A 19,199-nucleotide genomic window follows, 5' to 3' on the forward strand; every position below is an offset into this window, starting at 1 on the left:
AGCCCTATCGGTTGGAGTTCGCCTTCACGGGGCGCGGAACGCCTGCACAGGTTCGAGCACGCCGGGCGTGAGCCACGCTCGTCCGAGCGGACCCTCCTGCTCCAACAGTTTGCGGTGGGAGACCAGCAGTGGGACGCTGACGCCGGTGCGCGCCATCTCCTCCCTTGCCACTCTCAGGAAGTGGGTCTGCGCGATGTCGTCGTCGAAGACGATCAGCACGTCGGGCTGCGCGCCGTGATCGTCCGTGGGTCTGTGGGTGGAGTAGTAGCGTAGGTACGGCGCAAGGCGGGCGGCCATCGTGACCGGGCGCACGGCGCGCCGCTCCCACTCCAGGAAGAAGGGCCTCACAGCATTGCCCCTGTGCAGCATGCCGAATGCGTCGGGCTGTACCGAGCGCATCCGGTCGTTGTGGTGGAAGTACCTCGAAGCGCGGCGCGGGGGGTCGAGCTGCACGATCTCCCGTGAGCGCGAGCGCGCCTGCCGTGCGAGCGCAGCGACGAAGCCGTGTACCGCTGCGGTGTGCTCGACGTTCCTAAGCAGCTGCCTGCTTCGCGTGCCGGATACGTTGCGCCAGGTCATCAGCTTTCCGTCGTCTACGGGCGTGACACTCCATCGTTTTCTCGCTGCGCCCACGGAGGCGCGGTCCCTTCGCGCGAGCATCGCCAGCGCCCTGTCGGTGACGGCGAGACGGCGCCGTCCCTCGATGGGGACATCTACGGCGAGACCCAGCTCGCGGAGCCTCACAACGACCTCCGACAGCCTCGACCGCTTCAATCCGATGAGCGCGCCCATGTGGGCATGGCTCATCCAAGGCCAGTCCGAGATTAGGTCGATAGCGCGCTTGTCCACGGGCCTGAGCACGGACGGCAGCATCCAATCCTCATCCGTGTTCTCATCGATGGCTTCGGGTAGAGATGCCCGTGCCGGCGTCTCATCGCCGGGCCATGGGCCTCGCGACCCAGTGTGCTCCAGCGCGGTCCTGAGGTCGAGGAGCGCCGCCCCTGACGGTGTTCGCCAGATCGCGGCTCCTGCCCCGGCGGACGCTGCATCGCTCTCCAGCGCGAGGTAGGCGATGGATGGCGCTCCGGCGACCAGCCTGCGCGCGTGCCTGAGCCGCGCCTCATCGGGCATGAGCATCAGCACGGCGGCTGGGCGCTCCTCCTGCCCGAGCCGCCACAGCCTCTTGGAGAATCCCGTGCGGTCGGTGGCAGTTCCCTGTCTGACGACGGCGATCACGCGCCCGTCGCGGAGCGCGACCGCGGCGTCCATCGGCATCGCCCTGAACCAGCGGAAGCGGATGGGATGCTCGATGCCGGATATGGCGGAGGCCAGCCGGTAGATAACCGCCAAGGCGTCTAGTCGCTCCATCAGGACGCGCAGCCACTGTGCGGACACGGGACGGTTGCGGAGCATGTCTTCCACCGGGAATCCTTCCTCCTCCGCAAGCCTGTGCAGGCCGTCGGCGGTGGGGAAGTACCGGCGTATGGATGGTATCAGATCAGACGCGTGGGGCACGGATGCCGCAAGGCCGTCGCGCTCAAGTGCGTCGAAGGCATTGTAGACTGCGCTCCTGGAGCGGCCGGAGACGGCTACCGCCTCAAGCCTGTCGATGAGGGGCATGCGCGAAATAAGTCTCAGCGTGTCCGCCTCTATCGGTCTCATTCGCCTGCCTCTTCTTCATTCGACTTCTGCCCGTTCTCGTCCTTCTCCTTCCGTTCGCTCTCGTCACTGTTCCTGCCGGTGGGCGGCTGGAAGTGCTTGCTGCGCTGGTTCTTGCGCCCGAGTTCCTCGGGGGAGTCGCCGTCCGCCTTCTCCGAGGGCTTCCTGCCCTCCCTGATGTCCTTCACCGCCTTGCGGTACTCGTCGGCGCGCTTTGCGATCTCAGCCTGCTGCGCCGCGATCTCCTCGGCGGACAGGACGTAGTCGCCTGACTCGGCGCGGATGCGCTCCGCGACTTCGGCGTCCCCGTCCTCCGGCTTTCTGACCATCATGGAGAACGCGGGCATCCGCTCCTTTCCCACGGTGGCTCGAACGTAGCAGTTGTGCACCGCAAGCGACACGATGTCGTCCTCGGTCACGCGGCCCTTGCCCAGCTCCCACACGAGCTGCCGGGCGTCGCTGCCCGCCACCTGGAAGACGGCAAGACAGCCGACGTTGGCTAGCAGGGTGTCTCGCATCGTGCGCGAGAGGTTGTCCAGCTTGGCGAGGCTCTGCGTGGCCAGAATGAACGACGCGCCGAACTTGCCCAGCTCGGACAACATGCTCTCGTAGTCCACGCCCGGCATCGACTGCATCTCGTCCACGACCACAAGCGCGCCGCGCCGCTTCTCCGGCGGCAGGCTGCCCTGCTCCCGTATCACGGCGTCCACCAGGTTGAGCAGCGACGCGCCCACCAGCGCGGCCACGTCTCTGCCCACACTCCCCTGCGCGGTGGATACCAGCAGTATTCCGCCGTCGTGTATGGTGCGGCGCAGGTCTATGGTGGAGCGGGGCTGTCCGAGGATGGCCCGCGCACGCTTGGACGAGGCGTAGTACGACAGCCTGGTCTGCACCGGGGCGAGAGCGTCGGCGCGGGTCTCGCGCCGCCACTTGCCGAAGTCCCTCGCCCACCATTGGAGAAGGAACGGGTCGGTCACCTTCGCCAGCACGCCTTCCTTGAACTTGTCGTCCGAGATCAGCGTCAGACCGTCCAGTATGGTCAGCTGCTCGTCGTCTCCGGTGGAGGGATGCTCGTTCGCCTCGTGGAGCGTCTTCACCGTCTGCTCCAGGATGGACTGCATCCTCGGCCCCCACTGGTCCCACAGTCCCTTGGCGACGCGCACCACCGAGTCGGCGGTGCGGTCGCGGTCTGCGAAGACGCGCGTGTCGAGCACGTTGATGCCGGGCGCTCCGCGCGGGTCGGCGAGGTCTATGAGCCTGACGCTCGACGCGAGCGACTCGGGCACCTGTCTGAGCAGCCCATCCACCAGGTCCGCGTGCGGATCGACGACCACTATGGCGTCACCGTCCCTTCCCGCGGCCTTCTCCTTCAGCTTGTGGGCGACGATGTTGTGCATCAGCGTGGACTTGCCCATGCGGGTGCGCGCGACGTAGAGGTGATGACGCCTGAGCAGGTCGTCGGGGAAGTGTATAGGCCTGGGCCTGCCCGCCGTGGTGTCTCCCACGGGGGCGCCGCCCCTGACGCCCCTCGCCGACGGCATCAGCACCCTTGATCCCGTGCGCTCCACCAGCGGCGTCTCGTCCCTCGCTCCCGGTGGGTGCCAGAGCGCCGCCGCCTCGCGCACTCCCAGCACGCTGCGGCTACCGAACAGCCCGGGGCCTGACGGGTGTATCATCGAAGGGCCCGGGACCGTGGGCCGCACGCGACTCACATTGAACCTCGCGCCCGCCGGGTGGTCGTAGTGGCGGTACGCGGCGGCAACCGGCTCAAGCAGCTTACGCGCCCGCTCGCGATCCTGCTTCGGCTCGCCGGTCCCGGGAAGCACTGCAACCACCTGGACCTCGGCGTCGAAGGCGATGCGCGCGACCTTCTCTCTTATGAGGATCGGGTCGAACACGCGGTTGCGCTTCTTCCAGCGGTGCCATGCCCAGCCGCCGACCGCCAGCGCGACTGCGATCCCCGCGCCCATCAGCACGGCCTTCCAGGTCTCTCCTGACTGCACCCAGAGGTAGCCTCTCAGCGCCGCAAGCGCCGCCAAGCCCAGCACGGCCATCGTCGCCCCGTCGGTCTGGAGCGGCCTGGTCTGGTAGGTGTAGGACCCATCCCGCCTGTCTTCCACGGCGCGCTTATGGGCCCTCTTCTGGTGGGACTGGGACCAGTCGGGGCCCATGGAGCGCAGCATCAGCCGCGCCACTATGCGCTCGCCGGCGTTGAGGTTGGAGAGCGCGCCCAGCACCGCTATGAGGGGATCGGAGCCGGGGTCGAGCAGGTCGTCGTCGCGGAACACCCTCAGCGGCACGAACTCGGGTCCGCTCGCCCGGAGAGTGATGCTCCACGCCGCCTCGCCCTCTCTCAGACGCAGCGGGTCATCGTCCGCGGGGACCTCGCCGATGACGGCCTGTGGGTAGTGGGCGGAGACCTGCCCGCGCACCACCTGGTCGTCAAGGCAGCGCGCCATCAGCGTCACGCCGTCGATGTCCCCGGCAAGCTCCAGGGAGAACGGCTCTGGCACGGCGATGGACTGGAGCATGTTCTCCACGCCCAGCATCGTGCGCTCTCCGGTCCTGGGCGGAGTCACCGCCAGCAGCACCGGTCGCCTGGGTTGGGATTTTCCGAGTATCTTCGATAGGTTGAGTTTCATTTGGTTCGCTCCGTTCTCTACTGGTTCCCGCACTTCATTCCTGTCTTGTCGCTTGGTCAGCGCCTGCCCGGAGTCCACTCGATCACCTCGGTCTCCTCCGGCGTGGCCTCGATGCGCACCGGGAAGCGGTGTCCCTTCGACAGCAGTAGCCCGTCCCCGCGCGGGCAGGACAGCAGCCAGCGCTGCAGCTCCTCCGGCAGGTCGAAGGCGTCTCCGACCGTGCTGATCGCCGCCGCGTCCTGCTGGAGAAGCAGCTTGAAGGCGGCGTTCTGCAGCAGCGCCCGGCCGGAGTGGCCGGTAATGGCCCTGGACGAGTCCTCCGAGAGAAGGTCCTGCACGTCCTTGGTGATGAACTGGAGACCGAGGCGGTGCTTGCGGGCGCGCTTGGCCATGGACACCATGAAGGCTGCGCCCTCCGGGTGCTGCATGATGGACCACACCTCGTCGACGACCAGCAGGCGGGGCTTGGGATCCTGCGCCGCCGCTGCCCACACCGTCTCGGTGCATACCATCGCGGCGGCGGGCCTGAGCTCGGGTTCGAGCAGCCGCAGGTCGAATACGGTCACCAGCGCCTCGTTGCCCAGCAGGTCGTCTCCCTCGTCGGAGAGCAGGTTGCGCAGGCTGCCGGTGGCGAATGGCCTCAGCAGTCTGGAGAGATCTTCGGCCTCTCCTTCGAGGTAGGCGTAGAAGTCTCTGAAGCCGGTGCGCTCCCTGGACTGTGCGTAGTAGCCCGCCAGCGCGTGGTCGAGGGTGGCGCGGCGGTCTGCCGACAGCCGCTCTCCGATCATCACCTCGATTAGCCGTCTGAGGCTGCCGATGCGCTGGAGGAGCTCCTCCGAGTCGCCCCTGTCGATCACGAACGGGTTCATGCCCTGTCCGGGTACTCCGGGCGACAGCACCCGTCCTCCGGCTGCGCGCGCCATGTCCGCGTATTCACCCTCGGGATCGATGACGTAGGCGGTCACTCCTCTGCACAGGCCTCTGAGCACTCCCAGCTTGGTGGCGAACGACTTGCCGCTTCCCGACCTTGCAAGCACCGCTGTGTTCGCGTTCAGGTGCGTTCCGTCCCAGGGGTCGTACACGACCGGGGCGCAGGCGCGCATGTCGATGCCGTACAGGGTGCCGCTGCGCGTGTCGAGGTCGGGCGGCGAGAAGGGGAACAGCCTCGCTAGGCTGGACGTGTCCAGCGTGCGCCAGGCCGCGACCGCGTTCATCGCCAGGGGCATAGTCGAAAGCAGGCCCACGCGCTGGCGGAAGGTCAGGTTGTCGAGTTTGCCCAGCGTGGCGGCGAAGTGTCCCTTCGCGCGCTGGGTCATCTCCTTGAGCGCATCGGCGTCGCTCGCGTGCAACGTCACCGACAACGACGAGTGGAACAACCGCTCCCTGCCGCGCTGCACCTCGTCCCTGAGCCGGGTCACGTCCTCCAGGGCGATCTCCGCCTCCGGCGACAGCGTGCGCCCGCGCTTGAGCGAAAGGCTCTGCGCCGACTCGAATCTCACCTTCTGCCACTCGAGGGTTCTCGCCGCCTGCTCAGCCGGTATCGGCCCCAAATGGATGGACAGGTCCATCGGCGCGCCCGCCGCCATCAGCCCCTGGAGGAAGCCGGGGGCGAGCGAGCGCGGCCACTTGCCCAGGTGCAGCGAGCGCACGAGCCGGTCTCCGACGCGCGCGTTGCGGCGGTTAATCCCCACTTCTACGACGGCCTCCGGGTCGAACTCGCCCGGCGTGCCGCCGAGCGCGGCCGACACCAGGAACATCCTGAGCCGGCGTCCGCTGAGCGGGTGAACGGACAGCCCGCCCCGCGCGAGCAGGCCGCGCAGCTCGTCCACGCGGGCGAACTCGCAGACGGCATAAAAGCGCCTGTCGAGGATGCCGTCCCGCGCTTCAAGGTCGGTGAGCAGCCTGCCGAGTGACTCGGCCGCCGCCCGCGTCTGCGGGGGCAAGCCCTCCGGCTGCGCCGCTGTGAGATTCGTCCTCAGCCCGTCGAGTCTGGGAGGGTGCTGCCTTATGAGCAGCTGGAACGGGAAGTCGCAGGCGTTAAGCGCGCCAGCGAAGGCTCCGAGCTTCGGCTCGTCCATCTCCTGTCCCATCACCTCACACACGCCCAGCTTCACGCCGTCCAATCTCACAGGGCCGTCCTCCTCGACGTGCGACAGCATGAAGAACAGCGGAAGGTCGGGCGGTGGTCTTTTGTCCCCGGAGTCGCTCCCTGAAGCGTCCTGGGGAGCGGTGTCCTCTGACGGCGGGCAGAGTACGGGAGTTGCGGGTTCAGTGGTCTGTACGTTAACCGGAATATCTTCCTCCGGCCCTTCATGCGGAGTCGAGGCCGCATCCTGCTGCGTCTCCCCTCCGCGTCTCGTGATCTTCCTGAAGAGGCTCTTCACTGGGTCTCCTCCTTTCGGTCTATGCGGTCGGCAGACCGACGATGCCGCTTCTGAGCAGCGTGGCGATGCCCTTTGCCAGCAGCACGAGCACCAGGCCGGCGATGGCGAGGATCACCGCGCTCTTCGCCCTGCCGCCCCCGCGCTCGTCGGCTCCGTCCGCCATCAGCAGGAAGCCCGCCCACACGATGGCGAAGACGCAGATGCCCGTTGCGGCGTAGGCCATCGCGGTGAGCACCGCGTCGAAGGCGGCCAGCATCGCGTCCTCCGGCGCGGCCCCCATGCACACGAGGGCCGCGCCCGTCGGCAGCGGCAGAGTCGCGGCGCGCCTCACCATGGCCACTCCCATCCGAGCTGCCCGAACCAGCCGCGCAGTCCGCCGCCGGCCGGCGTCTGCTCGGCGGGCGGGTCGACAGGCTCCGGCTCCGGCAGCACTAACGCCGTGAACGGGTCGTCCGATCCGACGACCGACGCAAGCGACAGGCTCTCGGGCCTGATCCTGGATATGGGGTCCCTGTCCGCCACCTCGGCGTCCACGCGCTCGGGGTGAAAGACGTCCGCCGTCACGTCCCTGGCGATTGTGGCGCTGGGGACGTGGGCGTACGCCCTCGCGGTGGCGGACTTCCTGGAGCCTCCCTCGCACCTGACCGACACCCTCTTACTGTCCGAGTCGCTGGCACCCGGGCGATGGAGGTGCACGGTCCTGGTGACCTGCTGGGTCCATGCCTCGCGGTGCGTGAGGCGCGTCAGCGGGGGAACCGGTATGCGGAGACTCGCCTCCAGGTCCGCCTCAACCGTCACGTCGTGAATGGCCTCACCCGCAGCGACGGGTATGGAAAAATGAGCTTCCCCGTCCGGAGCGAACACGACGGTGGCATGGGAGTCGCCGGCCGCCGCCGATACCGTCCCCGTTATTCCCGTTATTACGGCGTCCATCAGCGTCGTCTCGGTGACGCTGGCGTGTCCTGCAACCGTCTGTAGCTCGACCGGGTGCTCGATGGCCGTCACGCACCCGGACTCGATGACGCCGCTCACTGTCCCGGGCGTCCAGCCCAGGGAGACGATGCGCAGGTCGCACAACTCTCCCTCGACCTCCGGAAGCGGGAACGGTATCTGCTCATGCGTGAGCGTGACCGCACCCGCCTGTCGCAGCGAGTCCACCCATGAGAAGGTGAGGGACGGCACCGGACCGTGCAGGGGCAGCGAGTAGTCGATGCTCTCACCCCCGGCCAAGGTGGCCGCGCCCCAGAAGCGCAGCCACGTTCCCTCCGGACCGCCGAACGCCCGGGTACGCAGCTCGATGCCGGTCGCGGCGCGCAGGGTCACCTCTGCGCGGTCGCCGGAGACGGTCAGCCCCTCTACGAATATCCTTCGCCCGTCCACCGGGTCGGTGAGTACGAAGTCGATCTCGTCCTGCCAGCGCTCGTGATCGTCGGCGAGCGCCACGCCCGGGAGGGATGCCACGAGCGCAGTCAGGGTCGCGGCGACCGCGACCGCCATCAACTTGGGGTGCCTGTTGCGCCTGTCCCTGCGGCTCCGTGACTCTCTGCCGTTGATGCTGTCCGCCTGCTCGCGCCTGCGCTTTCCGAACCAGCGGTGTGGGCGGAAGGGCATCCTTCCTCCCGTTCGCTTCCGGTTCCTGCGCCTGCGAAGGACACGCTGTGCCCTTCTGACCATCATACGCACAGGGCCGGGGCCGCCCTTCTGCTGTATGGGCGTGGGCGGCTCGTCTCTCACAAGCTCGGACACCTGCCCTGCGTATAGCCTTGCGCCCAGTCTGTACGTCAGCAGGTCGGCGGCCACAAGCGGCAGCCGCCTGCCTCCTATCCTCCCCACGACCGCGACCAGCCCCACCAGGCCGAGCAGAACGGCAATCGCTATCCTCACCTCGGAAGGCCCTATGGGAGCGTAGCGGTAAGCGCCGTAGGACAGGGCGCACACCGCCGTCATCGCCACGATCTGCGGAAACGTGAACCACAGCAGCACCCTGTCCTCGGCCTGCACGTGGGTCGGTACCTCGTGTTCTCTCATTTTTTCTTCCTCCTTCGCGCCCTTCTAACCGTCGTCGTCGCCGTCATTTGTCGGGTCGGGTATCTCACCGATTTCCACCGGGGAGCCGACTACCGCGTCGATAACCAGCTCGACTACGCCGTAGGCGACAAGCGCCAGCACGACGCCCGCGAGGGCGGTCATCATCGCGCTCTTGCCCCGCTCCATCTGGTGGGGCGCTCCGCTGGCCGTGAGGTACAGGTAGGCGCCGTAGATGAAGAAGCCCACTCCGACCACTCCGACGATGCCCAGCAGGATGCCCACCAGGTTCGATATGGTCTGCGTCAGGTCTTCCATAAGTTCTGTCTCCTCTCTGTCTTCTGTTGTCGGGCGTCTCTCGCCCTTTCCGTGTCCATTCCTATCGGTCGCTGTGTCTCGGGACTCCTGCCCGCACATCGCTCCCACCTCCTTGGTCGTATCGACCGGCGCCACATGGGTCGTTGGTGTCTTCAGGAAAATCACTCGCTCGCGCTCCTGGGGGCCTGTCCGCTCCCGGCGGCTCCTCCGCCGGAGGGCGTGGACGACGAGGCCGCCGAGCCCACGCCGCTTGCGGCAGCCGAGGCGCCCGCTCCGGCAGCCATAGCTCCGGCCGCCACGCCTCCCGGTCCTCCAGCCGCGCCTCCCGCGAGCAGTCCTATGGAGCGGGCAGAGCGCGCGATGGACGCGGGAAGGGACAGGCCGAAGTAGAGCGTGGAGAGCCAGGCGTCGAACGTCCCGGCGTTGCCGAGCATCGACGGCACCCTGGTCGCCATATAGACGAACGCGAGCGACATCAGCAGCTTCCAGATAAGGTCCTGCACCGGCTCGAACGCAGTTATCGGCGCGAGTTGGTTCAGGAAGCCGAAGCCCAGCGCGAGAGCGACCAGTTGGATCGCCTGCTGGAACACCGTCGTCATGAACAGGCGCAGCCAGTGACGGCCCCAGCCCGCGGTGTGCGGCAGTATCCACAGCCCGAGGGCCATGGGCGCAAGCGCCAGCAGTATGTCTATGAGCGCGAGGCGCAGGATCATCTGCACCAGCACGTAGAGCACGAAGAGTCCGTAGACCAGGTAGAGGATGGCGAACAGCAGCACCATTCCCACGCTCCCCGCCTCCGCCGCATTCAGCAGCGTGTGCGCGGTCGTGCGCAGCAGGTCTCCGGGAGTTATGCCCAGCGATGCCGCGATGAAGCCGGACACGGCGTGTGCCAGGTCCAGCACCAGCGCGCACCACCACAGCGAGGACGCAGCGGCGACGAGGCCGAGCACGAGGCGCGGGACCATCTCCCGCCAGCCGGCCTGCTGCCGGCCTAGGTGATCCGCGACGATGAGGCTGAGCCCCATCCATCCGAGGATGACCGCCAGAGCGCCTGACGCGACGGCCCAGACGACCAGCCACGCTTGTCGCACCAGCGGATGCAGGTAGGTGAGGTCTGGTGGAGTTCCGGTGAGGATGTCTTCCACGTTCTACCCTCCCCTGCAGTTGGCGGCGTCCTCGCCGGACGCGTGCTCCACGACTCCGCAGAGCGTTCCGTGAGTACCCTCGATCACCCAGCCGGCGAAGGCCCTCGCCCAGCGAGCGGGACTGAGCGCGGCCAGCACCCTGTCCCAGATCCTTGTGGGCTCGTAGATGGGGATGACGGCGTGAAAGGCATCCCGCTCACCGTCTTCTGCGACGGCGAGCATCACCAGGAGGTAGGCGCGGTCGCGGTCGAGCTCAGGCTGCTCGTCGAGCGCCGGGTACTCGAAGCTGTACTCCCAGCCGTCGGCCCTCTGCTTCTCGCCGCCGGCCACGCGGTACATGGCGCTTATCCAGTCGCCTGTGTCGACGTCGCGGACGGCGTAGTAGAGGGTCCCTATCTTCCGGTCGAAGACGGGACGGGCGACGAACTCGCCTTCCTTCTTGCGCTCTACGAACTCGCGCTCTGCGTTGACCAGCGTGATCCCGCCGCCCGGCGGGGACTGTGCCAGTGCGATGTCGCTCGACGGCACCGCCGCGAGCGCCGCCAGCAGCAGAGCGGCGGCCAGGGGCATCAGCCACCCGGCCTTACCCCTGGCCCTGAATGGTCGTCGGGTTGTCATTCGCGCTCCCACGTCTTCGCCTCCTCGCGGTCGATGTGTTCGTGTTGCCTGCCATCGAGTGTGGGGGGCCGGAATGCGCTTAGGAATGGTGAGTGAGGGGGGCTGTGGGCAGCCCCGGCGGGGTCGCGCGCAGCCCCCCTCAGCAGGCCTGATAAATGGAGGGCCGGTTGTGGTGTACTACCCGTGTACAGGGATTTGCGCGTGGCGGGGACGGCTGAGGAGGGGCTGGGGCAACGCCTGTACAGGCGTGGAGCGGCTCCCGGCAGCACAAGCCTGCAAGCACTTCGTCTCCGGGTCTGGTTCCACGGTCATGGGGCAGCGGCGGCTAGGAATTGGGGAAAGTGGAACACGGCGATCTGCGGTGGAAATGGGGCAGTCGCAACTACGAAATGGGGAAATTGGAACATGGATGAAAGAACAGACGGTGAAAGACCGAGAAATCGAGTGGTCAGGCGATGCTCCGAGCCTGGAGAGCCTGCGGCAGCTGCGGCTTACGGCGCTGCTGGCAGACGTCATGGAGGAGCTGGGACAGGTGAGGGCGGCGCGGAAGCTGGGCGTCGACCGCAAGACGCTGTGGAGGTGCAGGAACAGCGGCAGGCTGACCCCCAGGCTGTCCGACGCCCTGGAGCGGATGCTGCTGGAACAGGACCTTTCGGCTGCGATGAGACAGGGGGAACGAGTTGTGGAGCTGGAGCGGCAGGTCGCGGAGTTGCAGGGGGAATTGCGGGCCGTCCGCGAGGCTGTTGAAGGCCGGGACGACGTTCTGGGAGAGGAGCACGCGGTTGCGATGCGTAAGTTCGAGCGGCGGCTGGCACGATTGGAGTCGACGGCCGGCGCAGAAGCTGAATCCAAGACGGCCGCGGTTCCGGACGACAGGCCCGGGGCTGAGCCGTTTCGCAGGATATATCGCGACCTGGTGACCGAGGAGGCGGAGCCGGGAGAGGAGCGCGTGTACGGGGAGGCCGCGCCGGTCGTCGTCGACTGGCGGGAGGCGAAAGCCGCCTACAGGCATGCTGTGGAGAAGGGGACAGCGCTTCAGAGGGCCGACGCCACGATACGCGTGCTGGAGCTGGAGATCGAGCTCATCGAGGGGCACGAGCTGACGCTGCCACCTCGCACGTACCCCTGGGACATGTCGGAGCGGCTCGACGAGGTATGGGGCAGGCGGCACTCGCTGGATATGGCGCACGTGCACCGCAACCGGGCGCTGCTGAGGCGCTGGCTGCTCCGCGTACTGACCTGCGGGCTCTGGCGGAAATAGGCCCCGTCAGAGCGCTGCTACATCGGAGCCACGACGGAGCGACGTTCGAGCCAACTCAGCGCAAGTGATTCGGGTGTAGAGGGGGGATTGGGGGGTTTTGGGGCTTCCATCCGGTCGGGTGTTCGGGTGATAATCGAGTCAGTTTCAGGCTTTTTCCAGTGTTTCCTGCCGAGAAAACTGGAGGGTCAGTCCCTGACCCGGAGCTGCCCGACGGATCGAGCCCCGCTCTCCCGACGGCGTTCTGCAAGGGACGAACGCAATCCCGTTGCGTGAGCCGGTCTGGGGGTCGAGCACCGCTCCTCCGACACCGCCTCGAATGCAGGGACCCAGGTTGGAGCGCACCCCGCGCTTCGACTGTTTCCACACGCCTGCGGTCAGGCTATGTCTCAGCCATACCGCAGCCTCCTCACCCGCCCGTCTGCTCCTCGCAGGCAGGCCGGCTCACGTCTTCGCGGCTTTCCCCGGATGTAGCTCACCCCGGGCAATCTGCGTTCTTCTCACCGCGCCGTCCTCTGGTCGATCTACAGGTAGGTGCTCCCCACTCACCAGCTTCCCGGCTGTCCCTTCCCAACGATGTGACCCCTGGTCGAGCTGCGTCTTCTTTCATCCCGCCGTCCGGCTCGTCGTTGGATGTCGGGCGTCTTCGGCAAGGCATAGGACTCACGAAAGTCAACGACAACGATATGAACTTCAGCAAGGAGGCAACGAATGGCAACGACGGAACGGACACACACGGAAGTAGGAAAGGACATGACGGAACGGTACACCGGACCTAGCGCGGCGCGAATAGCGGACCTGATACCTCACAGGGTCAGCTTCGAGCGGGACTGGTTCTGGACGACGACGGACATCTGCCACGGCGGTCGCTCGGACGGGCTGGCATTTCGGCAGAGGCCGGACGGCGAGGGCATAGACGTGCGCTGCCACACGCGGAACTGCCCTCGCGGGCTGATGATAACCCACCTGGAGGATCTGATTGGTCTGCCCATCCGGACGGCCTACGAGCGGGTCAGCCACGCGCCGAGAAGGTCGTGGCGGAAGTGGTGGACGCGAAAGCGCATCGCGTTTGTCGGGGTTGTCACCCTGATCGTCGCGGCGCCGCTGCTGTTCGGCCACGGAATCGAGGCCGCCTTCCTCAACCTGGCCGGTCTCGGCATCGGCGCGCTGCTTGCCTGGCGGTTCACCCGCCGCCTCAGACGTTGAATCCGCCCGTAGGCCGGCTCTACAACCCAACCAAATCACAAGGGTCGTCTCCATCCGGGGGCGGCTCTTCTTCTTTGGACGCAATCGGGCGCGGACCGAAGGCGACTCGGCAATCACGACACAGGAGGTAGGGACGATGACGACGGCGACACTGGCAAACGGAAATCGGATGACGGACACGCATCGTAGCGAAACAGATCCCCACCCTTCTTATCGGGACGACCGCGCGTTCCGGCTCACGGTGGTCAGCATAACCAGGCAACACGCTCAGGAAGGAGGTTACCAGTGGCGACGACGGAACGGACACGAACTTCCACGGTCTTCCAGGACCAAGGATGAAGTGGTCTGCCGCACCCCTATCCACCCAGGTGAAGCGATTGTCACACACCGGAACCAGGAAAGGAGGAGGGAAGAATAGGGAAAGGGGACCAGACGACTAATCAAGCTCCCCTAACCCACTGAGGCTCCGTAGCAAGTGCTCGCTACGGGTCCTATTCACGAGCCATATCAGAGAGCACACCTGACCTGAAGCCCCTGGCGACATCGCTGGGGGCTTTTTCATTGCCGGGGCACAGCCGGCGGAAAGGAAAACACGATGGTTGCACAACAGGACATCATACATGCATGGCAAATCGGCGCACCCCTCTGCCAGGGCTGCGGACACGAACTGGGCAGGGAGGAGATTGGCACGGTATGCGACCTGTGCATCGCCGAGGAGATCGCGGGGAGATACGCCAGCCGCAAGGACAAGTCCGTTGTCGACATGGAAGGGCTGGACGTCATGAACACGAGCGACCCGGCCGTGTACTGGTACTGGCTGGATATGGAGGACACCATGGTTGCGAGACCGGGAGAGCCCACGAACCTGGAGAGGAACGTCACGACCGGTAATGCGATCGGGTGGGCCGAGCGCTATGAGGAAGACCGCAGGAAGCTGAATGAACTCTACGAGTGGTTCGGCATCGCGCAGGACACGCCGATTGCCCAGGTCACGGGTGAGGCCAGCCGCATCAGCCTCTCAAGCCGCTGAGCGTGACAGACAGGGGGAGGAACGGTTATCCGGTGCCTCCCCCTATCTGTAGATGTATTCAGACCTTTTGCGTTTGAGGGACTTTCACTCTTCACTACTGCCGGGCTAGGCGTCGAGACGCTCTATGAGGAACAGCTCGTCGAAGTCAGTTATTTCCAGCGCCTGCTGAATACGCCTGCGCACGCGCGGCGAGGGGCTGCGGGTTCCTCCCACCAGCTGCGACATGTACCCCGACGAAAGACCGCACAGGCGCGCAAGCTCGTTCTGGGAGATGCCGCGCTCGTCCAGCAGCCGCCACACCGCGACGGCCCTGAGAACGACGCGCGACGAGGGTTGCCTGCGCTTCACTTCCCGTGCTCCTGGGCTCCTTTCCTGACGTCCCGGCATCCGCCCCACCTGGAGGACTCCGCCGACGCCTCGTCAACCTCATCCTTCAAGTGCATGTATGCGGCCCTCTTTGCGTTATCGGCAATGGCGCTCTCTCGCAGGGCGATGTATATGGGCCTTTTTTGTTGTCCGCCGCGTCCTGACCGACCGGCACCCGCTGCTGCCCTGCTGCAGGCGCTGCACTCAGGAACGGAACCGGAGCCGGTAGGATGGCGCCCCACCGGCTCCTTTACTCCTTAAGCGCGTGATTATCTGGCGACTCCGTTACTCGCAGGTCTGCACTCCGCCCGGCTTGTCGGGCACCGTGTCCAGCCAATCGCTGAACGCCGGGGTATCCGGGGCGCACAGGCCGGAGTTGGTGATGGCCAGCCGTTGCATGCCGTCCATGTTGACGAACCCGTCCGGTAACGCGCCGCTCAGCCCGGTGTTGTCGTGGAGCGACAGCTTGGTCAGGCCGGTCAGGTTACCCAGGCTGATGGGCAGCGACCCACTCAGGCTGTTGCGGGCCAGGCCGATGATGCTCAGGCTGGACAGATTGCCCAACGCTGACGGTATCGAACCGGTGAGTTGGTTGCGGTTCAGGGCCAGCCGGGTCAGGTTGGACAGATTGCCCAACTGGGTGGGCAGGCTGCCGCTGATTCTGTTCCGGTCCAGGGACAGGACCTGCAGCGCCTCCAGATCGCCCAGGGCGGCGGGCAGGGCACCGCTCAGGTTGTTGTTGCGCAGCGACAGGTGGGTCACCTGCCCCTGGCCGTTGACGGTTACGCCGTGCCACTGGGACAGCGGTTGGTCGCTCAGCCAGTTGGCCTTGTTGGTCCAGCCCGCTCCGCCGGTGGCGTTGTAGAACGCCTCCAGCGCATCCCGCTGCGGGTCGGGCACGACCACGGTTACCGCTACCGTGTCGGCGGCGCTGTCCTCGGTGCCGTCGTTGACCGTCAGCGAGAAGACCAGCGTGGCGTCGGCGTTGGGCGCGGTGAAGCCGGGGCTGGCGCTGCTCGCGCCCGCCAGCGTTACGCTGGGGCCGGAGGTCTGCGTCCATGCGTAGGTCAGGGCGTCCCCGTCGGGGTCGTTGCTGCCGCTGCCGTCCAGGGACACCGAGTCCCCGGCATCGACGGTCTGGTCGGTGCCTGCATCGGCCACCGGCGCGTTGTTCTGCTGGGCCTGCTGTGTCTCGAACTCGTCGTCGTCGGTTACGCTGACGGTTATCGAGGCAATGGTCATGCTGGCGTAAGGGGACTCGGCAGGGGCGTTGGTGCCGTGTTCGATTTTGCCCTGCTCATCCGCCGTGTCGTCGTCATGGGCCGCGCTGACGGTTACGGTCTGCGGCGTCCGCCAGTTGTCCGGCGTGAAGGTCAGCTCGAAGGGCTGCGTCGAAAGGCCCGCGGCTAAGCCGAAGGTAAGGATGCCCACATTGGCGATGGGCTGGGTGACCAGGACCACGGTGTAAGTGGCCGTGCCACCCTCCTCCAGACTCAGGCTGCTCTCGCTCACCGTCACTCCGGCAGTGTCGTCGTCGGCTACTGCGACGTTGACGGAGGCGACGGCGATGCCGGTGTACTCATCTGAGCCGCTGACCGCGTGGCTGACGGTGGCCTTATCGTCCGCCGCGTCGCCGTCGTGGGCGGCCCGGACGGTCACGGTCTGGGCCGTCTGCCAGTTGCCCGTGGTGAAGGTGAGGCTGGCCGGCTGCGCCGTGACGTCAGCGTTGTCGCTGTTCATGGCGATCACCACGTTGGCGGTGGGCTGGCCGTCCAGGACCACGCTGTAAGTGGCCGAGCCTCCCTCGTTCACCGCCACCGGGTCGGCGGCGGTCACCGTGATGCTGGCCCTCCGGTTTGCATCCACGTTGGCGGCGATGGTGCCGGTGGCGACGCGCTTCTCGGGGTCGCTATGCGGGCTGAAGCCGTCGCCGAACACCGCGTTGGTCAGCGGACCCACGGCGACCAGCACCGTCTCGTCCGGCTCAGCGAAGAAGTCGCCGACCACCGTCACCGTGAAGGTCTTGCTCGTCTCGCCCGGCGCAAAGGTCAGCGTAAACTCATCCGGCGGAGGGTGAAAACCTAGAGGGTCGTAGTCGTCGCTACGCGTCGCCGTCTGTTCGGGCAATCCGAGCGTGCCGGGCACCGTCACCGTTTGGCTGCTGGCCGGGCTGAGCGTGAAGATGAAGTTCATCGGCGTGGTCCCCAAGTTGACCACGTCCTCCTCCGCGCGGGGCGAGTTGACCGACAGCGTGGAAACCTTTTCGTCGTCGGCTACGCTGACATTGACCGAGGCCACGGCGATGCCGGCGTACTCGGCGGGGCCGCTGACCCGGTGGCTGATGACGGCCCGCTCGTCCGCTTCGTCGTTGTCCTGGGCCGCTCTGACAGTTACGGTCTGGGCCGTCCGCCAGTTGTCGGGCGTGAAGGTCAGGCTGGCCGGCTGGGTCGTAACGTCGCCGTTGTTGCTGCTCATCGTGATCACCACGTTGGCGGTGGGCCTGAAGTCCAGGACCACGGTGTAGGTGTTCGAGCCGCCCTCGCTCACCGCCACCGGGTCGGCGGCGTTCACTGTGACGCCGGCCGCCACGCAGCCGGGAGTCACACGCACCAGGCAGGGGTACTCGGTGGCCGCGCCGAACCGCCAGACGTTGTAACTGTCCCGTCTGCCATTGTTGTTGATGTCCTCGGCAACGCGGTCCAGTCTTCCGTCACCGTCCACGTCCTCGTTGACAGTATCCAGCCTTCCGTCGCCGTCCACGTCCTCGTCAACATCCAGGTTTCCGTCGAAGTCCTTGTCTTCGCCGGAGTCCAACCTACCGTTCCTGAGGAGTGTGTCCTCGTCCACATCCAGGTGTCCGTCGCCGTCCACGTCCTCGTTCACGTCCAGGTTTCCGTCGTGGTCGATGTCCTCGCTGACAGGATCCAGTCCTCCGTCGCAGTTGACGTCTTCGTTATCCCAGCCGCAGTAGATATCCTGGGAACCGGGGGTCCCTTGAAGCTTGGAGGTGATCTGCCCGGGACTGGTGATGATGTGCCCCAAAGGATGCGCATCGCGGTTGGAGATGATGATGCCGGCCGGGTCGACCTGGCTGGCGCCCTGGTCCTGGCCGGAGGTTTCGGTGTCAAAGTAACTGCCGGCCACCGAGCCGTGGCCGTAAATCCAGCCCACCAGGCCGCCCACCTGGGGCCAGCCCTTGTCGGAGGACACCGCGCCGGTGGCGTAGCTGTTCCGTACCACGCCATTGTTCCAGACGGACCCGGCCAGCCCGGCCACGTGGCCGGCGCCCCGCACCGCGCCGGTGGCGTAGGTGTTCACCACCGTGCCGTAGTTGCCGCCCACCAGGCCGCCCAGCTGCGTGGACCAGAGGGTGCCCTGGCTGTCGCTCAAGTTGAAGCCGGTCACGGTGGCCTCGGAGTAGCTCCGCTGGATGGCGCCCCGGTTCCAGCCCACCAGTCCGCCCACCACGGCGTTGCCCGTCACCTGGCCGGAGGAGCAGGCTCTACTGACCGTGCCGCCGTTGTTGTACCCCACCAGCTCCCGGCCCCGCACGTTCACGCCGTCCAGGCACACTTTGTGGACCAACGCCCCGCTGCCGATGGCCCCGAACAGGCCCACCATGGTGCTGTTGCTGCGGCTGACCCGCAGGCCGGAAATGGTATGGGCGTTGCCGTCGAAGGTGGCGGTGAACACGTTGGCGCCGGGGTTGTGGGGGTTGTCGGAGCCGGCCGGCACGTCCCCGCCGATGGGCGTCCAGGAGCCGGACAGGGTGATGTCGTTCCGAAGCTGGTAGCCCTTGCAGGAGCCGGGGGGTCCCTCTACCGACGTGTCCGTCAAACGGCCACCCTGGCACATACCTGCCAACATCCGGGGGAAGGCCCGGCGGTAGGCCGCGTCGTCGTCCTCGTTGTCGGCCACCCCGTTGCCGTCCAGGTCGTAGCGGACGGCGTTGAGCTGCTCCCGCGTTTGGATTTCGATGTGACCGTCTTCGTCCAGATCGTAGTCCACCGGGGACTCGTCGTCCACCAACCTCACCGTCACGTATTCGTCCCGCACGTTGTCGTACTCGTCGGCGCTCGACGCATCAACGACACGGTGGGCCATGCCTACCGTCTCGCTGTCGGAATCGGGGTCGTCGACACCGCGCACTGTCACCGTCCGCGGCGTGTTCCAGTTGCTCCGGGTGAAGGTGAGGCGGGACGGCGACACGGTCAACGCATCCGTAACCGGGTTGATGACCTCGATGACCACGTTGGACGCGGGCTGGGTGTTCAGCACCACCGTGTAGGTCGTGGTGTCGCCCTCGTTGAGCGAGAAGACCGTCCGCGACAGGGTCATGCCCGGGGTTGTCTGCGCCTGCGCTGACGGCGGGGATAGGGCCAGGGCGAAGGTGGCGAGGAGGACGACCGAGAGAGCCAGCAGGGGCCATTTCATGAGTTTGCCCCCCCCCCGGGCTTCAGGGAGGATAATGGGCGGAATTCGAGGTTGCAGAACTGACGCGCCTTCCCGCCATCCAGATTAAACAGCAATGCGTTCAGAATTATGAAT

General features: G+C 66.5%; 13 protein-coding genes. 3 read left to right on the forward strand and 10 right to left on the reverse strand.

Annotation, left to right across the window (positions count from 1 at the left end):
* Positions 1–24: 24 nt before the first annotated feature.
* The 8 genes from F4X57_06450 to F4X57_06485 form a co-directional block, all read right to left on the reverse strand.
* A complete protein-coding gene (locus F4X57_06450) occupies positions 25–1,662 on the reverse strand; it encodes a hypothetical protein (GenBank protein ID MYC06794.1) in 1,638 nt (545 codons plus the stop codon).
* Complete coding sequence (locus F4X57_06455) at positions 1,659–4,301, reverse strand: type IV secretion system DNA-binding domain-containing protein (protein ID MYC06795.1); 2,643 nt, start codon at positions 4,299–4,301, stop codon at positions 1,659–1,661. Before F4X57_06455 ends, F4X57_06450 begins: the two co-directional genes overlap by 4 nt.
* 56 nt (positions 4,302–4,357) lie before the next feature.
* The gene (locus F4X57_06460) at positions 4,358–6,424 is read right to left on the reverse strand and encodes a DUF87 domain-containing protein (GenBank protein ID MYC06796.1); all 2,067 of its coding nucleotides are present in this window, start codon (positions 6,422–6,424) and stop codon (positions 4,358–4,360) included.
* Between the two features lie 280 nt (positions 6,425–6,704).
* A complete protein-coding gene (locus F4X57_06465) occupies positions 6,705–6,941 on the reverse strand; it encodes a hypothetical protein (protein MYC06797.1) in 237 nt (78 codons plus the stop codon).
* 71 nt (positions 6,942–7,012) lie between these two features.
* The gene (locus F4X57_06470; protein ID MYC06798.1) at positions 7,013–8,713 is read right to left on the reverse strand and encodes a hypothetical protein; all 1,701 of its coding nucleotides are present in this window, start codon (positions 8,711–8,713) and stop codon (positions 7,013–7,015) included.
* A gap of 24 nt (positions 8,714–8,737) precedes the next feature.
* Positions 8,738–9,193 (reverse strand): hypothetical protein, encoded by a 456-nt coding sequence (locus F4X57_06475; GenBank protein ID MYC06799.1) that lies wholly within the window; start codon positions 9,191–9,193, stop codon positions 8,738–8,740.
* Positions 9,190–10,173: a hypothetical protein gene (locus F4X57_06480; protein MYC06800.1), complete on the reverse strand. Its 984-nt coding sequence runs from the start codon at positions 10,171–10,173 to the stop codon at positions 9,190–9,192. Before F4X57_06480 ends, F4X57_06475 begins: the two co-directional genes overlap by 4 nt.
* Positions 10,174–10,176: 3 nt before the next feature.
* Positions 10,177–10,791 carry a hypothetical protein gene (locus tag F4X57_06485; protein MYC06801.1) on the reverse strand — a complete coding sequence of 205 codons (615 nt, stop codon included), beginning with the start codon at positions 10,789–10,791 and terminating at the stop codon, positions 10,177–10,179.
* A gap of 409 nt (positions 10,792–11,200) precedes the next feature.
* On the opposite strand from F4X57_06485, the gene F4X57_06490 reads away from it, so the two are divergent.
* The 3 genes from F4X57_06490 to F4X57_06500 all read left to right on the forward strand — a co-directional run bounded on the left by F4X57_06490 (position 11,201) and on the right by F4X57_06500 (position 14,285).
* Complete coding sequence (locus F4X57_06490; GenBank protein MYC06802.1) at positions 11,201–12,052, forward strand: hypothetical protein; 852 nt, start codon at positions 11,201–11,203, stop codon at positions 12,050–12,052.
* 708 nt (positions 12,053–12,760) lie between these two features.
* Complete coding sequence (locus tag F4X57_06495; protein ID MYC06803.1) at positions 12,761–13,255, forward strand: hypothetical protein; 495 nt, start codon at positions 12,761–12,763, stop codon at positions 13,253–13,255.
* Positions 13,256–13,850: 595 nt separating this feature from the next.
* A complete protein-coding gene (locus F4X57_06500) occupies positions 13,851–14,285 on the forward strand; it encodes a hypothetical protein (protein ID MYC06804.1) in 435 nt (144 codons plus the stop codon).
* 105 nt (positions 14,286–14,390) lie between these two features.
* On the opposite strand, the gene F4X57_06505 is transcribed toward F4X57_06500, so the two are convergent.
* Both F4X57_06505 and F4X57_06510 read right to left on the reverse strand, forming a co-directional pair.
* The gene (locus F4X57_06505) at positions 14,391–14,672 is read right to left on the reverse strand and encodes a helix-turn-helix domain-containing protein (protein ID MYC06805.1); all 282 of its coding nucleotides are present in this window, start codon (positions 14,670–14,672) and stop codon (positions 14,391–14,393) included.
* 264 nt (positions 14,673–14,936) lie between these two features.
* On the reverse strand, positions 14,937–19,085 hold the full coding sequence (locus F4X57_06510; GenBank protein MYC06806.1) for a hypothetical protein: 4,149 nt from the start codon (positions 19,083–19,085) through the stop codon (positions 14,937–14,939).
* Positions 19,086–19,199: the final 114 nt, after the last annotated feature.

Source organism: Chloroflexota bacterium (assembly GCA_009840355.1).
Taxonomy (GTDB): domain Bacteria; phylum Chloroflexota; class Dehalococcoidia; order Lucifugimonadales; family JADFKI01; genus Bin90.

Excerpts from the sequence above, each read along its gene's own strand:
- F4X57_06450 (MYC06794.1), bottom strand. The coding sequence starts at position 1,662 with ATGAGACCGATAGAGGCGGACACGCTGAGACTTATTTCGCGCATGCCC.
- F4X57_06455 (MYC06795.1), bottom strand. The coding sequence starts at position 4,301 with ATGAAACTCAACCTATCGAAGATACTCGGAAAATCCCAACCCAGGCGA.
- F4X57_06465 (MYC06797.1), bottom strand. The coding sequence starts at position 6,941 with ATGCTGGCCGCCTTCGACGCGGTGCTCACCGCGATGGCCTACGCCGCA.
- F4X57_06470 (MYC06798.1), bottom strand. The coding sequence starts at position 8,713 with ATGAGAGAACACGAGGTACCGACCCACGTGCAGGCCGAGGACAGGGTG.
- F4X57_06485 (MYC06801.1), bottom strand. The coding sequence starts at position 10,791 with ATGACAACCCGACGACCATTCAGGGCCAGGGGTAAGGCCGGGTGGCTG.
- F4X57_06490 (MYC06802.1), top strand. The coding sequence starts at position 11,201 with ATGAAAGAACAGACGGTGAAAGACCGAGAAATCGAGTGGTCAGGCGAT.
- F4X57_06495 (MYC06803.1), top strand. The coding sequence starts at position 12,761 with ATGGCAACGACGGAACGGACACACACGGAAGTAGGAAAGGACATGACG.
- F4X57_06500 (MYC06804.1), top strand. The coding sequence starts at position 13,851 with ATGGTTGCACAACAGGACATCATACATGCATGGCAAATCGGCGCACCC.
- F4X57_06505 (MYC06805.1), bottom strand. The coding sequence starts at position 14,672 with ATGCCGGGACGTCAGGAAAGGAGCCCAGGAGCACGGGAAGTGAAGCGC.
- F4X57_06510 (MYC06806.1), bottom strand. The coding sequence starts at position 19,085 with ATGAAATGGCCCCTGCTGGCTCTCTCGGTCGTCCTCCTCGCCACCTTC.